This window comes from Vibrio marisflavi CECT 7928 (assembly GCF_921294215.1).
GTDB lineage: Bacteria > Pseudomonadota > Gammaproteobacteria > Enterobacterales > Vibrionaceae > Vibrio > Vibrio marisflavi.
In genome coordinates this window covers 538779-558841 of record NZ_CAKLDM010000001.1, presented here as the reverse complement: position 1 = coordinate 558841, position 20063 = coordinate 538779, and the positions used below count along the sequence as shown (strand labels likewise).

13 protein-coding genes are annotated in these 20063 nt (G+C 39.8%); 8 read left to right on the top strand and 5 right to left on the bottom strand.

Translation table 11 applies throughout. The annotated features are described in order from the left end of the window. Positions 1-11: 11 nt before the first annotated feature. From L7A31_RS02470 to L7A31_RS02460, 3 genes are all read right to left on the bottom strand, one after another. Positions 12-926, bottom strand: a complete 915-nt coding sequence (locus L7A31_RS02470; RefSeq protein ID WP_237359907.1) for a LysR family transcriptional regulator — start codon at positions 924-926, stop codon at positions 12-14. 736 nt (positions 927-1662) lie between these two features. Further along, positions 1663-2880 (bottom strand): Lcl C-terminal domain-containing protein, encoded by a 1218-nt coding sequence (locus tag L7A31_RS02465; RefSeq protein WP_237359906.1) that lies wholly within the window; start codon positions 2878-2880, stop codon positions 1663-1665. A gap of 46 nt (positions 2881-2926) precedes the next feature. Beyond that, complete coding sequence (locus L7A31_RS02460) at positions 2927-3829, bottom strand: LysR family transcriptional regulator (protein WP_237359905.1); 903 nt, start codon at positions 3827-3829, stop codon at positions 2927-2929. A gap of 490 nt (positions 3830-4319) precedes the next feature. Here L7A31_RS02460 and L7A31_RS02455 point away from each other — a divergent pair, with 490 nt between their 5' ends. From L7A31_RS02455 to L7A31_RS02435, 5 genes are all read left to right on the top strand, one after another. After that, the gene (locus L7A31_RS02455) at positions 4320-8336 is read left to right on the top strand and encodes a hypothetical protein (RefSeq protein WP_237359904.1); all 4017 of its coding nucleotides are present in this window, start codon (positions 4320-4322) and stop codon (positions 8334-8336) included. Positions 8337-8452: 116 nt separating this feature from the next. Continuing rightward, positions 8453-9169, top strand: a complete 717-nt coding sequence (locus L7A31_RS02450; protein WP_237359903.1) for a hypothetical protein — start codon at positions 8453-8455, stop codon at positions 9167-9169. A 335-nt stretch (positions 9170-9504) separates the two neighbouring features. Then, positions 9505-9885 (top strand): DUF2750 domain-containing protein, encoded by a 381-nt coding sequence (locus tag L7A31_RS02445; protein WP_435532871.1) that lies wholly within the window; start codon positions 9505-9507, stop codon positions 9883-9885. A gap of 314 nt (positions 9886-10199) precedes the next feature. Then, positions 10200-11144, top strand: coding sequence for a ribosome biogenesis GTPase YlqF (ylqF, locus tag L7A31_RS02440; protein WP_237359902.1), 945 nt, complete (start codon positions 10200-10202; stop codon positions 11142-11144). 584 nt (positions 11145-11728) lie between these two features. Beyond that, entirely contained in the window at positions 11729-12169 is a 441-nt protein-coding gene (locus L7A31_RS02435) for a DUF411 domain-containing protein (RefSeq protein WP_237359901.1), read from the top strand. Positions 12170-12238: 69 nt separating this feature from the next. Here L7A31_RS02435 and L7A31_RS02430 read toward each other — a convergent pair whose 3' ends face one another. After that, positions 12239-13225: a CobW family GTP-binding protein gene (locus L7A31_RS02430; RefSeq protein ID WP_237359900.1), complete on the bottom strand. Its 987-nt coding sequence runs from the start codon at positions 13223-13225 to the stop codon at positions 12239-12241. Between the two features lie 546 nt (positions 13226-13771). Between L7A31_RS02430 and clcA the strand changes: the two genes are divergently transcribed. The 3 genes from clcA to cqsA all read left to right on the top strand — a co-directional run bounded on the left by clcA (position 13772) and on the right by cqsA (position 17790). Next, positions 13772-15163 carry a H(+)/Cl(-) exchange transporter ClcA gene (clcA, locus tag L7A31_RS02425; protein WP_237359899.1) on the top strand — a complete coding sequence of 464 codons (1392 nt, stop codon included), beginning with the start codon at positions 13772-13774 and terminating at the stop codon, positions 15161-15163. A 152-nt stretch (positions 15164-15315) separates the two neighbouring features. Continuing rightward, positions 15316-16266: a TDT family transporter gene (locus tag L7A31_RS02420; RefSeq protein ID WP_237359898.1), complete on the top strand. Its 951-nt coding sequence runs from the start codon at positions 15316-15318 to the stop codon at positions 16264-16266. Between the two features lie 342 nt (positions 16267-16608). Further along, a complete protein-coding gene (cqsA, locus tag L7A31_RS02415; protein WP_237359897.1) occupies positions 16609-17790 on the top strand; it encodes an alpha-hydroxyketone-type quorum-sensing autoinducer synthase in 1182 nt (393 codons plus the stop codon). A 145-nt stretch (positions 17791-17935) separates the two neighbouring features. Here cqsA and L7A31_RS02410 read toward each other — a convergent pair whose 3' ends face one another. After that, complete coding sequence (locus tag L7A31_RS02410) at positions 17936-18880, bottom strand: LysR family transcriptional regulator (protein WP_237359896.1); 945 nt, start codon at positions 18878-18880, stop codon at positions 17936-17938. Positions 18881-20063 lie beyond the last annotated feature (1183 nt).

Here is a 20063-nt window from a genome sequence, read left to right as displayed (position 1 = left end):
TAAGGTTAAGGTCAACTGTTCAGGTTTTGATATTTTTCAATATGACCCATTATACTATCAATCACAGCTTTGACTTTAGGGGATTTTGAGCTTTCTTTTGTATATACGAGGTGTATTTTCTGCTCATCCTTCATAGTCCCTACTTTATATTGAACTAACAACCGGCGTAACCTTCCCTCTAGTACATCACGCTCAACCATATTCCTAGGTATAACCGTGACTCCACCATGATTTAAGCAAGCAATGCGCCCCATTGCATAATTGGTAAATGAAAGCCAACTTTTGTTCATATCCATACAAATACCCTCATTTTTGTCGACATGATTAAAAACCCAATTAGCTGTTTGTCCAAATCGAGAAAAACTTAATAACGAGTGATCTGATAAATCATTGGGAGTATCTAGTGCTGAGCTCCTACTAAGATATTCGGGCGAAGCACAAGCCCAGAACTCTGGTGGTTTTACTGGCCTCATCACTAACGAAGAATCAACTGGTTTGACTATACATAGATAAATATCATGTGCTGACATATAAGGATCAATAGCCCCCTCTTCATAGCTAAGGGCTAACTGCAAGTTTGGCCATTTTTCATGAAGATTAGGCAAAGCCGGTACTACGTAATGTTCCATGCTCCAAGCAGGTGCATTGATCCGTACTAAACCGTTAATTTCCTGATTTTGTAGAGCGACATCACTTTGCAACTCTTTTACTTGATTGCATATCTTAAGCGCTCGTTCGTACACTAATCGACCTTGATCAGTAAGTACAACCTTCCTCGTATGACGAATAAATATGGGAGATGATAAATTGCCCTCTAATTGTTGTATATGCCTTGAAACAGTAGATGTTGAGCAATTTAGTTGATCAGCAGCTGCCGTAAAACTACCACACTGAACTACGGAAACTAAATACGGTAGACTATCCATTGAAAACACTTTAAAACACACCCTTCTTAATCTACTAATTTCACCTTCAACGTACTATCCAATCGGAAATAATCACCTATAAGACGACTAACTTAGAAAATAACACTAATACTAATTAAGGCCAAACAAAAACTGAAGTAATATTTTTCGGAATTAATTAATGTAAAACAAGTTACTTATTCAACTAATAACCTAATAAAACTATCCTAGTGGTAATAGTATAGGAATAACACTCTATATTAATATAGACAAGCAAAATCTTTTTGTATTACAACTATAATATATTTAGGCCAAACAAGGTCAGATAGGACTGTTAACTCTTTGACCATAAATATTATACATTCAAAATCCTGCATTTATCAAAAAACCAACTATCCTCATATCCATTCACTCAAATCATTCATATTTAGTCTAAAAAGGATGCTATATGATTTCAACTACTAATACTTATCGCTTTAGTAAAGTTGATTTTGATCAGATTATTTATTCCATTTATCGAATGTATTATTCGAATTTTTCTGTAGTTAAACACTAAAAAATGTGTTTAGAAGGCTCGAGCATCTATATGACTTGTGAGTTACTATTTCTATTTCTATTTCTATTTCTTATTTATTAGAGCCCTAACGAACGATATGAGAAATACAGAACTTTTTAGTCAAGACATAAATCTCGCGCTTGGGAATCACTTAAATTTTCTATGCTGCACTCAACCTAGTTAAAAGACTCCCGAACTTCCCTATTCCTCAGTTCTCACACAACGAACAAAGTTATCAGTTCGCAGAATGTCCCCTTGTGGCCCTTTATAATAAAATGGTCCATTCACGCCTTCTGCACTTTGAGATCCTTGCTCCGTTTCAACGTTTAGTTTGTCGTTGCTACGCTGTGAGCCTGCTCCATGTACATCCATTATTTTGCCCTCATGATAGCCAAGCGCTCTTCCAAAAGAGATATAGACTGCATTTTTTCCATTGGCAGAATTATCTTTATGGGTAGTACTTGTCCAGTAATATCCCCAATCAACTTCGCCAACTTCATTGATTATTGACGTTGCAGAAAATATTGGGTTTATAGATGCGGTATAATTACTGTCAGGGCTAATATCGTAATCCACGATGCTTTGTAATTCCTTCGCATTTGGTAGGCGCCAGTCTTGATAACCAACGGTAGAACTGGATTCACAGTAGTCGATCGCTTGATCCCAGTCACTCACTTGTTTGTCCGATTTTTGCCACATTAGTCCTGAAGCAGCATCACTTACCGTTCCATCTCCGTTGTCTATAAATTTGTTTTCAGAGTAACTCTCGTTCCCAGCAACACATTTAACAAAGTAAGTATGATTTTTAATTGGATACCCTTTTATCCTTCCATCAGCAAAGTTAACACCAAACATTGTTGCATCTCCGTTCATGGTCGTACTAGTGTAATTTGTCGTGGTAGCATACTGCCCGTCAATAATTCTTTCGCCCGCATTTTGGTCGCCAAAACCCCAATCAAAAATTGAATCAATAAACTGTTTCAATTGGCTAGTGTCCGTCCCTAGATATTGACTAGCATCTCTACCTGAAAAATCTATAAGGGAATAAAGCTCCTTGATATCTGGCAGCCTCCAATCACTACGCCCATCTAAATTTAGTGAGTTACAATAATTTATCGCGGCTTTTTGTTTCCGTTTGTCTCGAACATCTATTACACCGTCACCATTAATATCAACACTTTGTAGCCACACTAAATCGGTAACATTATCCGTCACAGTAAGTCCACTTTCGCTAAGGGTATAAGACATTTCATTTCTGTGATGATCAGCGTCGTATCCAATGCCTTTACAAGCTGACACATTACCGGTGTTTGAATCAAAACACTGATTTTGGTTAGTATCGACAACATTATATTTAGGTTCTGCTTGAACAGTACTTAACAATGGAGCGACTAATAAAAATGTTGTTAGAGCTTTCATGTTACCTCCATTTAATATTTGCTCATTCTAAAAACATTATTTAATATCAAAAGCAACAATCAATCATATTATCAATCACTGCCTTAACTTTGGGATATTTATAGCTTTGATTTGTATATACAAGATGTATTTTTTTCTTTTCCTTTATTGTATCTATTTTATATTGAGACAACACCCTACATAGCTTCCCTTCTAAAACATCACGTTCAACCATACTTCTTGGCATCAGCGTTATTCCACCATCGTTTAAACAGGCAGTACGCCCCATAGTGTAATTGGTAAATGTAAGCCAACTTTTGGACGTATCTATAGAAACGACTTCGTTGCTTGCAGCATAATTGAAAACCCAATAAGCAACCTGACCGAATCGAGAAATGCTTAATAAGGAATGCTTTTTCAGATCATCAGGAGTTTCAAGTACTGGTTTTTTGCTAAGATATTTTGGAGAAGCACAAGCCCAGAACTCTGGCGACGCTATTGACCTCACAACTAACGATGAATCCATAGGTTCGGCTTCACATAGATAGACATCATGTGTTGAGATATAAGGATCAATAGCACCTTCTTCGTAACTTAGAGCCAACTGTAAACATGGCCATTTCTCATGCAGTTTTGGTAGGATTGGCACTAGGTAATTTTCCATAATCCAATTCGGTCCATTTACTCGTACCAAACCAGTAACATCATGACTTTTAAGTGCTATATCATTTTTCAACTCTTTAACTTGCTCGCATATTCTAAGCGCTTTCTCATACGCCAAACGACCTTGATCAGTAAGTACAACCTTCCTTGTATGACGGGTAAATACAGGAGACAATAAATCACTCTCTAATTGGTGTATATGTCGGGAAACAGTAGAAGTTGAACAGCTTAGTTGCTCAGCAGCTGCAGTAAAACTGCCACACTGAACAACAGAAACAAAATATTCTAGGCTATCCATTGAAAACATTATAAACATCCTTTTAATACACCATTACAATTCTAACAATATTATCAAATAAAATTTGATATATAACATTTTAATATGTTGAATATTTAATAAAAACAAAACAAGAACTGCATTAAGAAAGTAAAAGCATTAAGTAACTTATTTAAAATAGATTAAAAACAAGTCACCTAAAAACAAATCTAACATCCAGAAAATGGTATATTCCCACATTCGATTTAGCTTGGTTTTTATCCTAAAAAATAGATTAAAGACTTTCAACAACAAAAAACATTATTATGAAAAAAAGTGATTTCGGTTCAGTTATTTATTCCATTTATAGAAAGCACTATTCCATAAGCACTGTTGTTATTAATAAGTTATGTATGTAAGTTCATCGCATAAAAAATATAAAAAGGTAAAGCTTGTTATCAAACTAAGGATTTGTGCTTCTTTGTTCTAATACCGAACAAAAGTAGCTTTGTATAGCTATCTTGATACTAAAGGAACTAATATGAAGAAAATATTCAAATTGTGCTCCATATCATTGGTCGCAACGCTATCAATAATAGGATCGATCCACTCTGAACCAATTAAAGACCCTCTCGAGAGACATCACCGGTTTTCACCTAAACTTGATTTGCTTGTGAATAAAACCGCTGTAGTGGATAAAGGCCCTGTATCAATGGGACGGGCTATATTAATGAACAACTATAATCCATCTGAAGGCCAAGCAATTTATTCGGAAACCGTACCAGGCACACCTAGCAGCTCAAATATTCCGCTTAACTTTAGTCCAGATATGATCCCCGGTTACTTTTTTAACTCCAAGAAGGAATCTATTCTATACATAGAGCCTAGTGCCATACGTGATCCTAAAAATAATAGATCTTATTGGCGAGCAGTCGCGACGTTAGATGAACAGACTGTAGGTGAAACCGTTATAGACGATATTGATAATTTACCAATACGCCCCTCACTCCTAAACGATCATAACTTAGTTAAAGCTGATTTTGTTGCAGATGGTACTGAACAAGTCTTAGACATAGCCGCGCAAAGCACCTTAGATTCTGATGCAGTCCCTCTCGTATTTCGGTTTTTCAAAGCAAAAGATCCCGATGAGCCTTCTGATGGAATTGTAGAAATTACACCGTCAGTAGAGTTATTAGTTAGTACGAGTGAAGGCTCTTTAGAAACTATGACTGAAGGCTCTTTCAAAACAAAGTCTACCCGTAACGATCGGGTTTACTATGGCCGACCCGTTGTAGGCGACTTTGATTCCGATGGAAACAAAGAAGTCGTCTATGTTGGCTATAACCAACTGAATGTCTTCACTGTATGCGCTGGTGACATTGAAGGGACAATATGCAAGGGACGTCAACCGTTTGACATGGTACAAAGGCCTTCATATAGCTTTCAAGATAGATATGACCACAAAACAGCATCTTTCGATCTCGCCGTTGGTAATTTCTATGGTAGCGGTGATGACCTTTTTGTTGCGATAGCATATCAAGTACGATCATCTGAAAAATGGGAAGTAAAAGGCGTTACCTATACCTTTGATAACGAGATGAACGCAACACAAAAGGATTATAAAGAAATTACGTCTGATTTAGATATCTTGACTGCCAAAAAATACGAAGACGGTCCGACTATAGAAATAGGGAATGCATGGGGGTTTGAACACACGGGTGGCTACGTGTTTGCGGTTACATCACCATCAAGCCCGTACAGTACTATTGACGACGTTTGGCTAGTTGCTCAAAACTACGCAATCCTGGTTATGGACAGCGACTATCGCTATCTTATAACCCCGGGACAAATAAACGTTTCGAGATTTACATTTGATGGCTCGCTAAATGTAAGCACTAAACCTACAAAAAGTTCTGACAAAGTATATAAAGAAAACAAAGAAGACCTTAAGTTCATGCGTGGTATTGCAGCTGGTAATTTCAAGGAAGTTTCCGAACAAGATGATATGTGGCCAAAACTAATCATATATTCTGATGGTTGGGACAGCGAAAACGAAGAAAAAAGAGTCACGTATATATCTCCAGAAAAACAAAGTTCGGGGCTTTCTGTCGGTACCAGTAGATATTTTGACGGTGCCAATTCTTTTCTCGAAGATCAGAAATTTCGACCGTTTAGGACTCTTTCCGAAGCGAAAGAAGGAAAGACCAAAACCTGGCGCCGTTCAAAAAACAGACTCTATTCAGCTGATTTACAGGGGCTTTCGGTAACTCTTGGCAGCCCGTTACATTATCGAACAGAAAGCAGGGATAAACCATATATCATAGTCGGTGCCCCACCAGCGCACGTCGATTATACAACACCTTATTCTTACAGCGGTATCTATAATGGTAAACCTGACTTATTAAACTTGAGCTTCACAAGAGGCATGAGTGGAGAAGCTTATAAAGCAGGAATTTATATTGAAAATAAAGAAACTTCTACGTTTATCGAACAAGCCACCACCAGTTTAACCAACACTGTAGCAACTCAGCTCACATTTGAAGGCGGATACAATGGGTTAGTGGCAGCTGCGGACATGAAGTTATCGCTCGGTGGGAGCTATACCAATCAAAACCTAGATAGTATCACGAGCACAAGCAACAGTGCTATTACACGTAAGATTAATGAAAGTGCTGGAGGTCACGATAAAATTGGCATATCAACATCCTATACAGACTATTACCTTTACCCTGTGATCGGTGAAACTGTTTGTACCAATGGTCAAGAAACCTGTTCAGACAGTGAAAAGGGGCAACGTTATCTTCAGCTAACAATACCGACAGAGATTGAAAAACTGTATACAGATGGCAGTGTTATTCCTTGGTACCAACCAGTGCACGAGCCTGGAAGCATTCTCTCTTATCCGGCCACAATAGATCAATTGGAACATGACTATGGAGCAAGTATTGCTCTGCTGACTCCCGCAAACGTTGCGTTTAGCACAAACCAAGAAGAAGGCTCGTGGACGATGATCTGGAACAATGCTACTTCGGACAGCGATAAAACGACATTAGTAAATACTGGGACTTGGAACCTTGGCTTTGAAGCTAGTTATGGGAGTAGCAAAAAGTTTGAAAAATTAACCGGACTTTCATCAAAGAATACACTAAATATAGACTATGATGGCTCCTATAGTTCCAATGATACTGCCACCAGTATCCAGACTTTCGATCAAGAGATGAATGTGTCAATTGACCGAAAGGCAAACTTTAAAAACCCCAACCAATATTCATATAATGTTACCCCCGTCATCTATGGCGACAAAGTAGAAACCGGAGACTTAAATGGCAAATTGACACCCGAGACCGTTCGTGAAGCTGCTGAAAGAGCAGACCCCAAATCAATCGCTATGGGTTACCTAAAACTAGGATATTTGGTCGATCTGAAAGGTGGGTGGTGGAACCTCAAGAATGACTATAGAACATACATTGATATATCATTAAATAACCCAACCCGGTGGTCTTCAGATGTACCATACACAGCCATTGATGGGAACACAGATGACACTGCTATAAATTGCGTAGGGGGAGCGAAGACTGGTAACTGTGTAATACCCTATCCCGTTCCTCAAGGTGGGCATACACAATATAGTAGCAACTTCTATAACATGAGAGGTTTCTTTATTACTCCTCTAGGTAGCAATGAAACTCGCTATCAGGCTACTGCCGGTGAGAAGATGAAATTAACAACTCGTGTCTATAACTACAGCTTAAAAGATATGCCTGAAGGGAGCAAAGTACATGTTCGTTTTTATCGACAAAACTATGATGAAGAGACAATGGCTCTTGTACCCCAATCAGCAATATTGATTGGTGAATCCGTCGTTGGCCGCCTTATGGGTGCTGATCATATGGATGAAAACCAACGTAACTGGACAACTGCTTCGGTAACATGGGATACGGACAAATTTGCAGGTCAAAGTTTTTATTTCTGGGTAGTTGCTTGGGCTCAAGATGACAAGGGTAACAAAATTTCAGAAATGGTTGGAAAAGGTCTTGAGGGCTCAATAGGATGGACCTATGAAGATATTGCTGATGTCGCTCTTGAATATAATTCAAATATTATAACAGAGCGCAATCCCGAAGTACCAGAACGTAAGTATAGTTTTACGAACAACGTTGGCATGTATCCCCAGCGATTTACCGTGCTCCCCAAAAACGTCAACACAACAGGTATGGGTATACTTAGGACGACTGATATAGAAGCGCCGGAAGAAAATATTTCTCTATCAGATATAAGCTATCAGCTTACCGAGCAAGGTGTAGACCTATTTGCTCAAATGGATACTACGTCGCAAGTCGATGGGTTGAAACTATATTTGACAACAGAAGATGAACGTGGTCAAAACGAATTGATTGCCACGCGGATAATCCCACGTATCCAAGCATTTGGAGCACTCAAAGAACGACTCAACTTTTCACCAAAACGTTGTGGCGTTATTCCTGTAACCATTCATGCGGGAGGTTTTGACGAGAAGGCTGCAAGCGCCAAAATCAACGTGAATGTACCTTGTAACTAATAATCGAACGTAAAAGCGGTTCATGCTATCGCTAGCAACACAAACGGAGTTGCTAGCGATGGCTTAACCAGTACAGGACAATCCTCCAGTTTGAAAACAGATAACGAGACAGTTAAATGAAAAAATTAATTTTAGTGCCCCTTTTGTCAATATTGTACATAGCACCGTCATTTGCCATGACCGACACTCAGCTTGAACAAGGCTTGGTCGAAAAACTAACTGTGCAACTCGAAGACAAGCCCGCGGCAGAATACGCCGCTAAGTTTATTCTTAATCAATTGTTAACTTGGAAAGGCAAAGAGCTATCTGTAAATCAAGCAGACAGCATACTTGCCTATTCTTTTGGAAATCGCGTTCTTCCAAATGGGAATCAAACCCCGGGTCCAATGAATCAAGAGTTGGCCAATACGGTTGTCGAAATATATAAACAAACCGGAAAACCCGTTTACGCGCAGTGGGAAATTGCGACAGCAATCGGCAAACGTATTCCTTCAGACAAGCTGTTTTATATTAACCCTGTTGTTAATAGCGACGGTTCTGTTACTTACCTCAGTACTATTGGTGTTGCTGAAGAAGCAGTTAAGTTGTCAGGTGGAGACTTAGGTAAAACTATTGTTGTCGCCTTCTATGAGCACTCACTAAGAGCAATAGATACTTCAAAAGAATTTGGCATTGAAGCATATGCCCCAAAGGAAATTGAGCTACCGCACCACTATGATGCTCAGTCAGGTCAAGCTTGGACTCGTGACAAAAATACATTCATCATGCACGAGATCAGTAATCGTTCCGCAAATGAGCGAACTAAGTTGATTGAGGGCACTCTAACTGAGTAGGAAATGAGCTTAAATGGATCTGAAGCGACAAACAGCATAGTTTCAGATCCATTTCACCATACAAAATATTGAGCTTTTAATATCCTACGTCCTACGATAAATGTACTCATCTACTCACTTTACCTAAACATAACCCAATATCAGCCTGAATCATTCGATGCTATGCTTGTTTCAACGAAATAGAGCTTCCACTTTTACGTCAAACCACCTAGAAAGTGGCCCCCTTCCTACGGCAGCTTTCCTCAAATTGAAAACACTGAATAATGCATCTTGAGATCACTTAGGTATATAATAGGTCCACTTTACGAACCGTCAGCTATCATAAAAGGCTCTTAATGACTGCGAATACAGCTTTAGACAAACTGCCAAAAGATCCAACCGAAAGAATGAATCAACTTTTCAAAACCGTAGCGCTTGAACAAACGATATGGCTATTGGTCGATGAACACGGCAGCGTGCTGCTAACCGCGGATGAAGATGATTGTGTCCCTGTTTGGCCAACGAAAGAGCACGCAGAGCAATGGGCAACGGATGAATGGGAAGGATTTAAAGCTGAACCCATTTCGGTAGCAAAATGGAAAAGTCGCTGGACTTTAGGGCTAGAAGAAGATGAACTTTCGGTCATCGTGTTCCCTGATCAGCAAGGTGAAGGGATTGTCCTCTATCCCGATGAGTTTGAATTCGAATTGCAGAAGCGCGAATCTAAGCGTCGCTAATAGAAAAGCCGATGACATCTAGCATCGGCCTTTCCAGTTAGAGATTAAGAAATAATATGATAGAGAGAAAATAGATACTGTAATAGCGAGATAATTCGGGTCGTGAATATCAGCATAAACGCTAAGCTGGTCTGCTAAGAATGCACTCATACCAGCCTGAATAATTAGATGTTATAATTAGCCAAAGATCGCTAGTGTGCTATTCAAGTTCGACCTTAGCTAGGTAGATATACCTTACAATTCGACTAAATGGATTGGGCACCCAACCTGATACCCCACCAGCAACACCATAAAACATAAGAGCAATTTTTCAAATGGTTAACAACACAATTCAATGGTTTCCGGGCCATATGCACAAGGCTCGAAAAGAGATAGAAGAAGTCATTCCTCAAGTAGATGTTATTATTGAAGTGCTCGACGCACGGATACCATTTAGCAGTGAAAACCCTCTTATTTCTCATCTTCGTAACGATAAGCCTTGCGTAAAAGTATTGAATAAGCGTGATTTAGCAGACCCTGAGATCACCAAGTTGTGGATTGAACATTTAGAGCAAGAGAAAGGTGTAAAAGCCATTGCTATCACCACCAACAATCCAAATGAAGTCCAGCAAATCACTGAATTGTGCCGAAAGCTGGCGCCACATCGTGAAGAAATTGGTAAAAACATACGCACAATGATTATGGGCATACCTAACGTCGGTAAATCGACCATAATAAATGTATTGGCAGGCCGCACCATTGCAGTAACAGGGAACCAACCCGCTGTCACTCGCCGGCAGCAACGTATCAATCTGCAAAATGGTATCGTCCTTTCTGATACTCCCGGAATTCTGTGGCCGAAAGTAGAAAACCCGCACAGTGGTTTCCGTCTGGCAGCGACAGGGGCAGTTAAAGACACCGCCATGGAATATGACGAAGTAGCATTCTATACCGTTGAGTATCTTGCCAAACAATATCCTGAAAAATTATCTGAACGCTATCAACTTGAAGAACTGCCAGATAGTGATGTCGAGCTCATGGAGGCTATTGGTGCCAAACGTGGCGCGCTCCGTGCTGGTGGCCGAGTAGATTTACACAAAGCATCAGAGATCCTATTACATGAGCTACGTTCCGGAACTCTAGGGCAACTTACTCTCGAACTGCCCGATATGATCACGAAAGAGCTCGTGGAAGTAGAACTGGAAGCCGCCAGAAAGGCAGAAGAAAAAGCCAAGAAAAAAGAAGAGCGCAGAAAAAGGTATTTAAAAAACAAGCGTTAGAAAGTATTCTTTGTTAGAGGATGTCGATCATTCGATATTTCTCTAAGACAATTTATATCTAACTCACTAAACTATCTAGTGAGGACATTTCCAACGAAGTATTGGTGATAATTTGCAGCAAATGGAATTGCATAATAGATGGGTAATCATAGCTTTATTCGCTATGATTTTTCTGTTTGCTGCAAGTATCAACTCCAGCTCGACTTTTTCAGTACAACTACAAACTTCTAGTCATCACTCACCTCTGCACCACTTAGACAATACGTCAGGAGCACATACAGAAGACTGTTGCCAGAGCTTTCACGATCAAATAGAGCTTTCATGCTGTTCCTTTGTTAGTGTCGCCAATCTTTATATTTCGAGCCAATCACTCAGGCTTCACAATCAGCAGAGCCGCTTACTGCTCATTGGCCAAGAAAGCAATGCGAGACCGTATTTTCCCGCCTTCATACCTTATCGCCCTCCTATTGTTTGAACACTAATCACGCCAAACATTTATATTTTTAAATTTCTACCCGTATTTAGTAAACGTTGCTTTATACATAGCAATTTATGCTAAATGCCGTTCAAACAGGATACATATTATGAAATGGACAATTAAACTGATTACGACAATTTTTGCTCTTTCAAGCTTTTCACTTTTAGCTAACCCACTGGTAGAGCTATACAAATCTCCTACGTGTGGGTGTTGCACTGAATGGGCAGAAATTATGCAGCAAAAAGGTTATACCGTTGATATTCAACCCACCCAACATTGGCAACAAGTGAAACAGCAGTTTGGTATGCCGACTAAGCTTATGTCATGCCACACAGCAGTGATTGAAGGCTATATGATTGAAGGGCACGTACCTGAGTCTGACATTGCTCGACTCTTGTCAGAAAAGCCAACTAATATCGTTGGCCTAGCCGCACCCGGAATGCCTCAGCACTCACCTGGTATGGCAGCTCCCGGGCAGGACTACAAAGGGTTCGCGGTGATTGCTTTTGATAGAGAAGGAAATACCAGCATTTATAGCCAGTATTAAGTAAGTAAAGCTGAACCACATACAATCGAAGCCCTTTACTCAGTAAAGGGCTTTTTTCTGTTTCAGCGACTATGATGAAATGCCACAGAGTTTCAGCAATACCGCTTCAAGTTCATCCCACGGTAAAAGCTGAGAGTCTATTACCTCAATGCGAGATTCAAAATTTTCTAAGCTCATTTCATTCACAGAAAGAACACCGTTGACTAGGTTAAATGCATAGCAGCCTTGATTGGTATTCAGCACTGCTTTAATTCGCTCTGCACTAATTGCATTTAGCATAGACATAAGTTGGTCAAAGTCGAACTTATATTCCGCGCCGATTAACCAACCACAGCTGAAGTACTTTTGCCCTTTGTTTTCTTTTCTGGCGTAGCTTTGGTTGGGTGATAGCTCAAATTGCGGTTCTGATTCAGCGTGCTCGCTGAAATGTGCATTGCTCTTACTCTGCATGTCTACATGCACTCTTTCTATGTCGAAAACTTCTAATGGAATATCACCAAACTTCACCAACTTATGAAATACCTTCGCGGGATTCTGATTCGTTACCCAATCGTTGAATGCATCAATATCTTGGCTTGAACATTGGTCCACCTTGTTGCCAATAATCACTTCACTAACTTCAAGCTGGTCGTTAAAGTTTTGGTTTGATGTATATTTCTCGTTCGAAAAATTTCTAGGGTCAACTAACGCAATGGTTGCCTTGAGATCTACATACGGTTGGTATTGTTCTGAAGTAAGCACGGCCATTACTTGTTTTGGATGTCCCAATCCCGTTGGTTCAATAAGCAAGCGGTCAGGCTTAGTCCTTAATAAAGCGTTAATACCTACAGACATAGGCACTCCCGCAGTACAGCACATGCATCCACCTGGAACTTCTTTAATTAAAGCGCCTTGCTCTGACATCAACGCACCGTCGATCCCTATTTCACCAAATTCATTTACCAGTACAGCCCAGTTTTCGTTTTCAGGCTTCTGCTTTAGCATATTTAGTATCGCTGTCGTTTTACCTGACCCTAGAAAGCCTGTAACTATAGTGGTTGGAACTCGATTTGACATTGTAAAGACCTTAAGTGTTGCCAATTGACTAATTCTGCACAAGATACTGGCTTACGAGTTTAAGCTCAATCTTCTTGTCTTATACTGTTTGTTGAACGGCTAAAAAATGACAAAAGGCGCACCAACTGGGCGCGCCTTCTACCTCGTTGCTCAATCGTGAGTTTGCGAATCAGCTTTTATATGCTGAACAAAATACGAGGATATAACTTTCTATATAAAATCATCCTAATTGTAAGTAGGGAGACGCTATTTCCTCCGTCCAAGTCGGCTCTGATATTCCCTACTCTTTAAATATGGACCAAAGATAGCAAAACTCAAGTTATTCACCAAACATATACATATTAACTCCGCCATTAACAAGTCGGCAAAATGGCACATAAAATGTACGGTGTTTGAAGCCTGTATATACCTAGCCTTTACCAATAACGAAATGAATTCATGTCAAATTTGAAAATCAAATTTTCAACTTTATCTCTGTCAGATCAACGTTTCGCGAGTATAATGGCGCCATCAAATTCAATACTCCACCATAAGGCCCATATCCCAATGACAAGAAGAGAGAAGTTCATGAAATCGTTACTCGCACGCGTACCCAAAGATGCGGTTAACCAGTTTCTCTCTTCAAAGGAAAAAACACCAATATCAGTGATGATCATGTCACTTATTGTCGGTATTCTTACTGGACTTATCGGTACACTTTTTCAACTAGGTGTCCACTTTGTCTCTGATACTCGCACATCATGGCTTCGAGATAAAATCAGCCATGCTGTTCCTTTATGGTTAATAGCGTTTGCGGTAAGTGCCCTACTCGCTGCTGTGGGTTATTACTTAGTTCACCGTTTCGCGCCTGAAGCTTCCGGCTCAGGCATTCAAGAAATCGAAGGTGCAATGGATGGAATACGTCCTATGCGCTGGTGGCGTGTCATCCCTGTTAAGTTCTTAGGTGGCTTAGGTACTTTAGGCGCAGGCATGGTGTTGGGTCGTGAAGGGCCAACTGTACAAATGGGTGGTGCAATCGGTCGAATGATTACCGATATATTTAAAATTAAGGATGATGATACTCGCCACTCTTTACTGGCAGCTGGCGCCGCAGGTGGTTTAGCCGCAGCGTTTAATGCTCCGTTAGCGGGAATCATGTTTGTCATTGAAGAAATGCGTCCACAATTTCGCTACTCACTTATTTCTATTAGAACAGTAATCATTTCTTCGGTAATGGCGACAATAGTGTTTCGTTCTATCATGGGGCAAGGTGCAGTCATCACTGTGCCACAATATCATGCTCCAGAGCTTAGTTCGCTATTCCTATTCTTATTGTTAGGTGCGTTGTTTGGTATTTTTGGTGTCGTTTTCAATAGATTAGTGACTTTATTCCAAGACATGTTTGCTCGCATTCATAAGAATGGCCGCAAACGTTTCTTGTTCGTTGGCGCGATGCTAGGTGGCTGCTTTGGTATTACTCTATTATACATCCCTCAGTTAGCTGGTGACGGCACGGAGTTAATCCGTACAATTACGGACGGCGGGTTTGCAGCATCAGTACTCTTACTGATATTCCTAGGCCGCATCTTAACCACTATGTTATGTTTTGGTTCTGGTGCTCCGGGTGGCATCTTTGCTCCAATGCTAGCTTTAGGTACTCTATTTGGTTACGCTTTTGGCTTAATCGCTCAAAAAATGCTACCGGGCTTAGACATCACACCGGGAATGTTCGCTATTGCTGGAATGGGGGCACTGTTTGCAGCAACAGTGAGAGCGCCTATTACTGGTATCCTGCTTGTCATTGAAATGACCAGTAACTACCACTTGATTCTGCCACTTGTTACTACCTGTTTGGGTGCTGTTGTATTTGCTCAGTGGTTAGGCGGCCAGCCAATCTATAGCCAGCTCTTACATCGTACATTAAAAGCAGAAAAGCTGAGGCAAGAAGAGTATCCTTAAGCAATCAATGTACTAGGTTGTCGACACTAGCCAAGCATATGAGTATGTTTGGCTAGTTTTCTAACTGGTGACTTATACAATTTTCTCGGAGTGAAGGAGCGCAACCCAGACACTCTGTTGCTAAATTAGTTCCGATTAATGGAGTAAAGCCTTTGAACTGGAGACGGATTACCAGATATCAAAATGTTCCCCCTTCTCAAGCATCATTAGCATTGGGTATCATCGGCCTAGGACATGCGTGGGCCCTATATCTCCCCTCGATTGGCATATTGATGCGACCATACATGGTCGCTGTCGGCGCTCTCATGTTGCTCCCTGTACTCCTCAAGTACCTCACAAGTATAAAAACGTTTCTAGCGGAAATTAGTCACCCGTTAAATGGTAGCTTGCTAGCGCCAATGAGTATGTCTCTACTTATTCTTTGTGACTATCTTGCGGTTATAGCACCAAATATTGCCTATCCTATTTGGTTTATAGCGGTCTTACTTCATTTGACAATGATGGTGCTGTTTTTTACTTTTCAGCTGACCCACTTTAAAATTTCCAATATTGCGCCTAGTTGGTTTCTATATCCGGTAGGCCTAATTAGTAGCTCACTAGCTGGCACTACATTCGGTCATACCGTTTTTTCATCATCACTGGTGAATACTTGTATAACCATTTACTTCTTCATGCTCCCTGTCGTTTTATATCGATTGGTATTTGAAGGTAGCTTGCCTAAAAATGCTAGGCCAACAATTGCTATTATGGCCGCGCCGATAAACTTAACACTCGCAAGCTATTTGGTGAACTTCCCTGATCCTGACCCAATATTAACAGGGGCTCTGGCAGGGATTGCTATCACTATGACACTATTGATTTATTTGTGTTACTTCCGACTGTTGAAGTTAGACTTTCAACCTTCCATTGCTTCCGTGACCTTCCCATCAGTTATCAGTGCTATTGCAATGTACCGCCTTACCTCGTTCTTTGAAATCTACTACCCACACTGGCATTGGCTACACAGGTTTGGTTATATAGAGCTAACCGTCGCATCTGTACTGGTCTTATGGGTGTCAATTGGATATGTAAGAATGTACTGGCCAGAACTTGGCAGGAATTAGCCGATAAATAGTCTTGATATACTACCGGCTCTCTAAGCTCCATATTCTCAAAAAAATAGAACACCTAACATTTTCTAACGAAATTTCATTAGGACCTGACGACAAGAATATGCAACCTGTCATACAAAAGCACTATCTAATCATAACCTTTCAAAAAGTTACACTAATGAAGATAGAGTCCCTTTAGAGTAATTAATAAAAATATAATTAATAGTAACCGTATTTCTCTTTGCCATACAATGCAAAAAACGAGAATCTACCCCTCGATCTATTATCCATTTTATTTCATATATTAGGTGTCAGCTGGCTTTGTATATAAATAATTAAAAAGGATAGTATTTTATGAATACGCTCACTCACTACCCACGTTTACCTAGTTTTATTGAAAGCAAGCTCGACTTCTACATTGAAGACCTCATTCAGTCGAACCAAAATGGCAAACACCTTGTGTTAGGTAAAAGGCCAAAATTCGATGATATCGTATTGCAGAGTAATGATTATCTAGATTTATCGAATCATGAAGGCATTATCGATGCGCATGTGGAAGCTATAAAAGCCAAGCAAGATTCACCTTTTATGTCAGGCATATTTTTGCAAGATGAAGATTCTAAGCCCGATATCGAAACCGCTTTAGCAAACTACGTTGGATTTTCTTCTTGCTTATTATCCCAATCTGGCTGGAGTGCCAATACTGCCCTTCTACAGACAATTTGTGATGATCAGAGTAACGTATACATTGATTTTTTTGCTCATATGTCTATGTGGGAAGGAGCGAGAATAGCAGGTGCAAACATACATCCATTCATGCACAACAATGTACGCCACCTTACTAAGCTCATTAAAAGAAATGGTCCGGGTATTGTTGTAGTTGATTCCATCTACAGTACTATTGGCACGTTAGCGCCTCTTGAGGAATTAATCTGTGTGGCTAAAGAGTTCGGTTGTGCTGTGTTAGTTGATGAATCGCACTCACTTGGCACTCACGGCTATAGAGGCGCAGGACTTCTTAACGAGCTAGGCCTAACAAAGAAAGTAGACTTTATGACGGCAAGTCTAGCTAAAACATTTGCCTATCGCGCTGGAGCTATTTGGTGTAACAATCAAGCAAATGAATGCATTCCATTCGTTGCCTACCCAGCAATCTTTAGCTCTGCGATGTTGCCTTATGAGTTAGCTCGCCTGTCAAAAACGCTATCAGTAATCGAAGAAAGTGATGATAGGAGAGATAGACTATTCCAAAAAGCAGACTACTTTAAAAAGTCTCTGCGCGAGATTGGTTTTACTATTCGCAGTGAATCTCAGATCGTTGCCTTGGAAACAGGCGAAGAGAGCAATACCGAAAAAGTTCGTGATTTCTTTGAAGAGAATGGGGTGTTTGGGGCTGTATTTTGTCGCCCAGCGACAACACCGAATAAAAATATCTTGAGGTTTTCCTTGCATAGCTCGCTAACAGATCACCAAATTGACTCAATTTTAGAGGTCTGCGAGAAAGCGTATCATCACCCAGATCTGTACTTTATTTAACTGAGTAGATAAACAAGAGCCTGCTAACCTAGCATTGTATTGACTGTTGGATTTTATGATATTTGCAAGCAATAATGGCTTATCGGGCTCTTTAAACCCCAGTTTAATTGTTGTGAGGATTTCTTATCACCTTTAAGTCTGTGTATCATTTACTTACAGCCTTGAAGTAGCATTTCAGGGAATTAATTAGCGATTTCATATTTTGTGTTAATGGTTTTGTGCTTAGGTAAAACACCCCTAAGTTTATACTGTCGATAGATATTGGAAGAGAAATCAAGCTGCCGCTGTCTATATACTTCCCTAGTGATAACCGGGAGGAAACAGTCGCTGCTCGACCAGAAATAGCTAGTTCTAACCTCGCTTCAGCGTCATCAACCTCGAATAATATCGATTTGCTTTCTCTTATTTTTAAATAGTAATTGGAGTAGAAATTATTTTTTGAAGTTTTTAACATTTCTATGTTTGGAAAAGCCCAAGGATAGGTGGTGATATCATCTCCTTTAGCTAAGAAGTAAGCTGTTGGTGCTGCTACAGCGGCTAGCTGTATTTCGGCAAAAGGCTTAAATACAATCTGTTCCACAAGACTCGAATGTTCAATCGCCTCATCGTGGCAAATAAAAAAATCTAATTCGCCCTGCAACAGTCGACGTTGCAAATTATTTGGAGTGTCCTGTACGATCTTGGTTTTAAGGTCCGTGTAGTTTGCTGACAATATTTTTGCAGTAATCCGGCTAGCTAATGGGGCAATTAACTGACCAAACCCTAGATTTGCTTCTCCAAAATCACCAGATTTTATTACATTTAGGCTATTGCTGACAGCAAGTGCAGTTGTGCATAACTCGACAAACCTTGGATAAAGCTGGGTCGCAGCCGCCGTTGGGTAACACTTTCTCGTGTCTCTGTTAAATAAGACAATATCCAGTTGGTTCTCCAAACTTTTGATACTCTTTGAGATAGATGGTTGTGTAACACCACAATCTTTGGCTGCTTTAGACAAGCTCCCTAATTCATATAAACTAATAAAATAACGTACATGATTAATACTGATATTCCCTAAACCGCTTAATTGTTGTATACGTTCCATATCCATTCACGCTAACTTTATCTAAATCGTATCTAAGCAAAAGCTGATACTGTATATAAGCTCTGTGCTTTTCATTATAAACCATGAAAAAACACATGATTATCTTACATTAACAATCCCTAGTGCTTCACAGGCTTCCTTGCGAGTCATTTTTAGGTGTATCATATAAATAGCAATTGCTGTTTCCCAATACTTATCCATAATAATTCCTCTCACCATCTCAATTAGTTATGGAAAATTTATTAGATTTTCAAAACCGATTCATACTTTTTAATCTTTAAATTTACCCAGACTTATAGATTAACGTCTATTAGCCAAGTATATGCATGCTTCTCTTCTGTTCATTCTAAGCTGGAACATAACATTGAGGATTATCAGACCCCATACTTTGTCAGACATATTGTCTTTTATGTTGTTGATATTCATAAATAACCTTTACATTTTGATTTATAACTAATAAAAACTAACACCTTATCTAACTGATATAGAAATAAACCTATCGAAAAATCGAAAAGTCTATTACTTGTCCATAAGGTTTATATAGTTCCAAACTTAGAAAGGTATTAGCTTGTGAGTTTTACAAGTAGGCAAACTGATAGGCAATAACAGCAATTAGGCACTCTACAAGCAGTGGCAAGACTAATGACAATTAATCGATCTTGAAAGTTATAACTTTATAGCCGATGGTAAGATACTCAGGAGATTCAGCTGTAATTCTTAAGTATAGTCTGGGCTCGAATTGATTGAACTATGGTTGAAATGTTTTCAAAAAAAGCAAAAAAAGAGCCCCTATAGCTTTCACTATAAGGGCGTTTTCTTTATCTGCAGCAATCCCGCTACTGTAAAGTGCTCCCTGCATCTATTCCTTGATATATCGGCTTATCCTTAAGCGCTTTCCTTGTCTTCGCCTTCCTAGCGGTGTCCTTAGCATCCTTTGTTCGCTGATCTTCCTGACTAGCGTTCCACCCTTCCCTAGTGGAGTCCTTGTCATCATCGTCCTGATAATGATTTTTCCTTGTGTTGTTTCAACATTCTTGGCAACACCATCCTAGTGAATACCTGCTGAAACTATCTTCCTTAACGATTATCCATCCCCTTTGAATAATCAATCCTTCTTCCTGAAGGTTGTCCTTAATGCCAACTCCCTGTCGACACCCTTAATTTACCGAAACGAGAACGATTAGACAGC

Coding starts and splice junctions, on each gene's coding strand:
- ylqF (WP_237359902.1), top strand. CDS start 10,200: ATGGTTAACAACACAATTCAATGGTTTCCGGGCCATATGCACAAGGCT.
- L7A31_RS02465 (WP_237359906.1), bottom strand. CDS start 2,880: ATGAAAGCTCTAACAACATTTTTATTAGTCGCTCCATTGTTAAGTACT.
- L7A31_RS02445 (WP_435532871.1), top strand. CDS start 9,505: ATGACTGCGAATACAGCTTTAGACAAACTGCCAAAAGATCCAACCGAA.
- L7A31_RS02455 (WP_237359904.1), top strand. CDS start 4,320: ATGAAGAAAATATTCAAATTGTGCTCCATATCATTGGTCGCAACGCTA.
- clcA (WP_237359899.1), top strand. CDS start 13,772: ATGACAAGAAGAGAGAAGTTCATGAAATCGTTACTCGCACGCGTACCC.
- L7A31_RS02470 (WP_237359907.1), bottom strand. CDS start 926: ATGGATAGTCTACCGTATTTAGTTTCCGTAGTTCAGTGTGGTAGTTTT.
- L7A31_RS02430 (WP_237359900.1), bottom strand. CDS start 13,225: ATGTCAAATCGAGTTCCAACCACTATAGTTACAGGCTTTCTAGGGTCA.
- L7A31_RS02450 (WP_237359903.1), top strand. CDS start 8,453: ATGAAAAAATTAATTTTAGTGCCCCTTTTGTCAATATTGTACATAGCA.
- L7A31_RS02410 (WP_237359896.1), bottom strand. CDS start 18,880: ATGGATATGGAACGTATACAACAATTAAGCGGTTTAGGGAATATCAGT.
- L7A31_RS02460 (WP_237359905.1), bottom strand. CDS start 3,829: ATGTTTTCAATGGATAGCCTAGAATATTTTGTTTCTGTTGTTCAGTGT.
- L7A31_RS02435 (WP_237359901.1), top strand. CDS start 11,729: ATGAAATGGACAATTAAACTGATTACGACAATTTTTGCTCTTTCAAGC.
- cqsA (WP_237359897.1), top strand. CDS start 16,609: ATGAATACGCTCACTCACTACCCACGTTTACCTAGTTTTATTGAAAGC.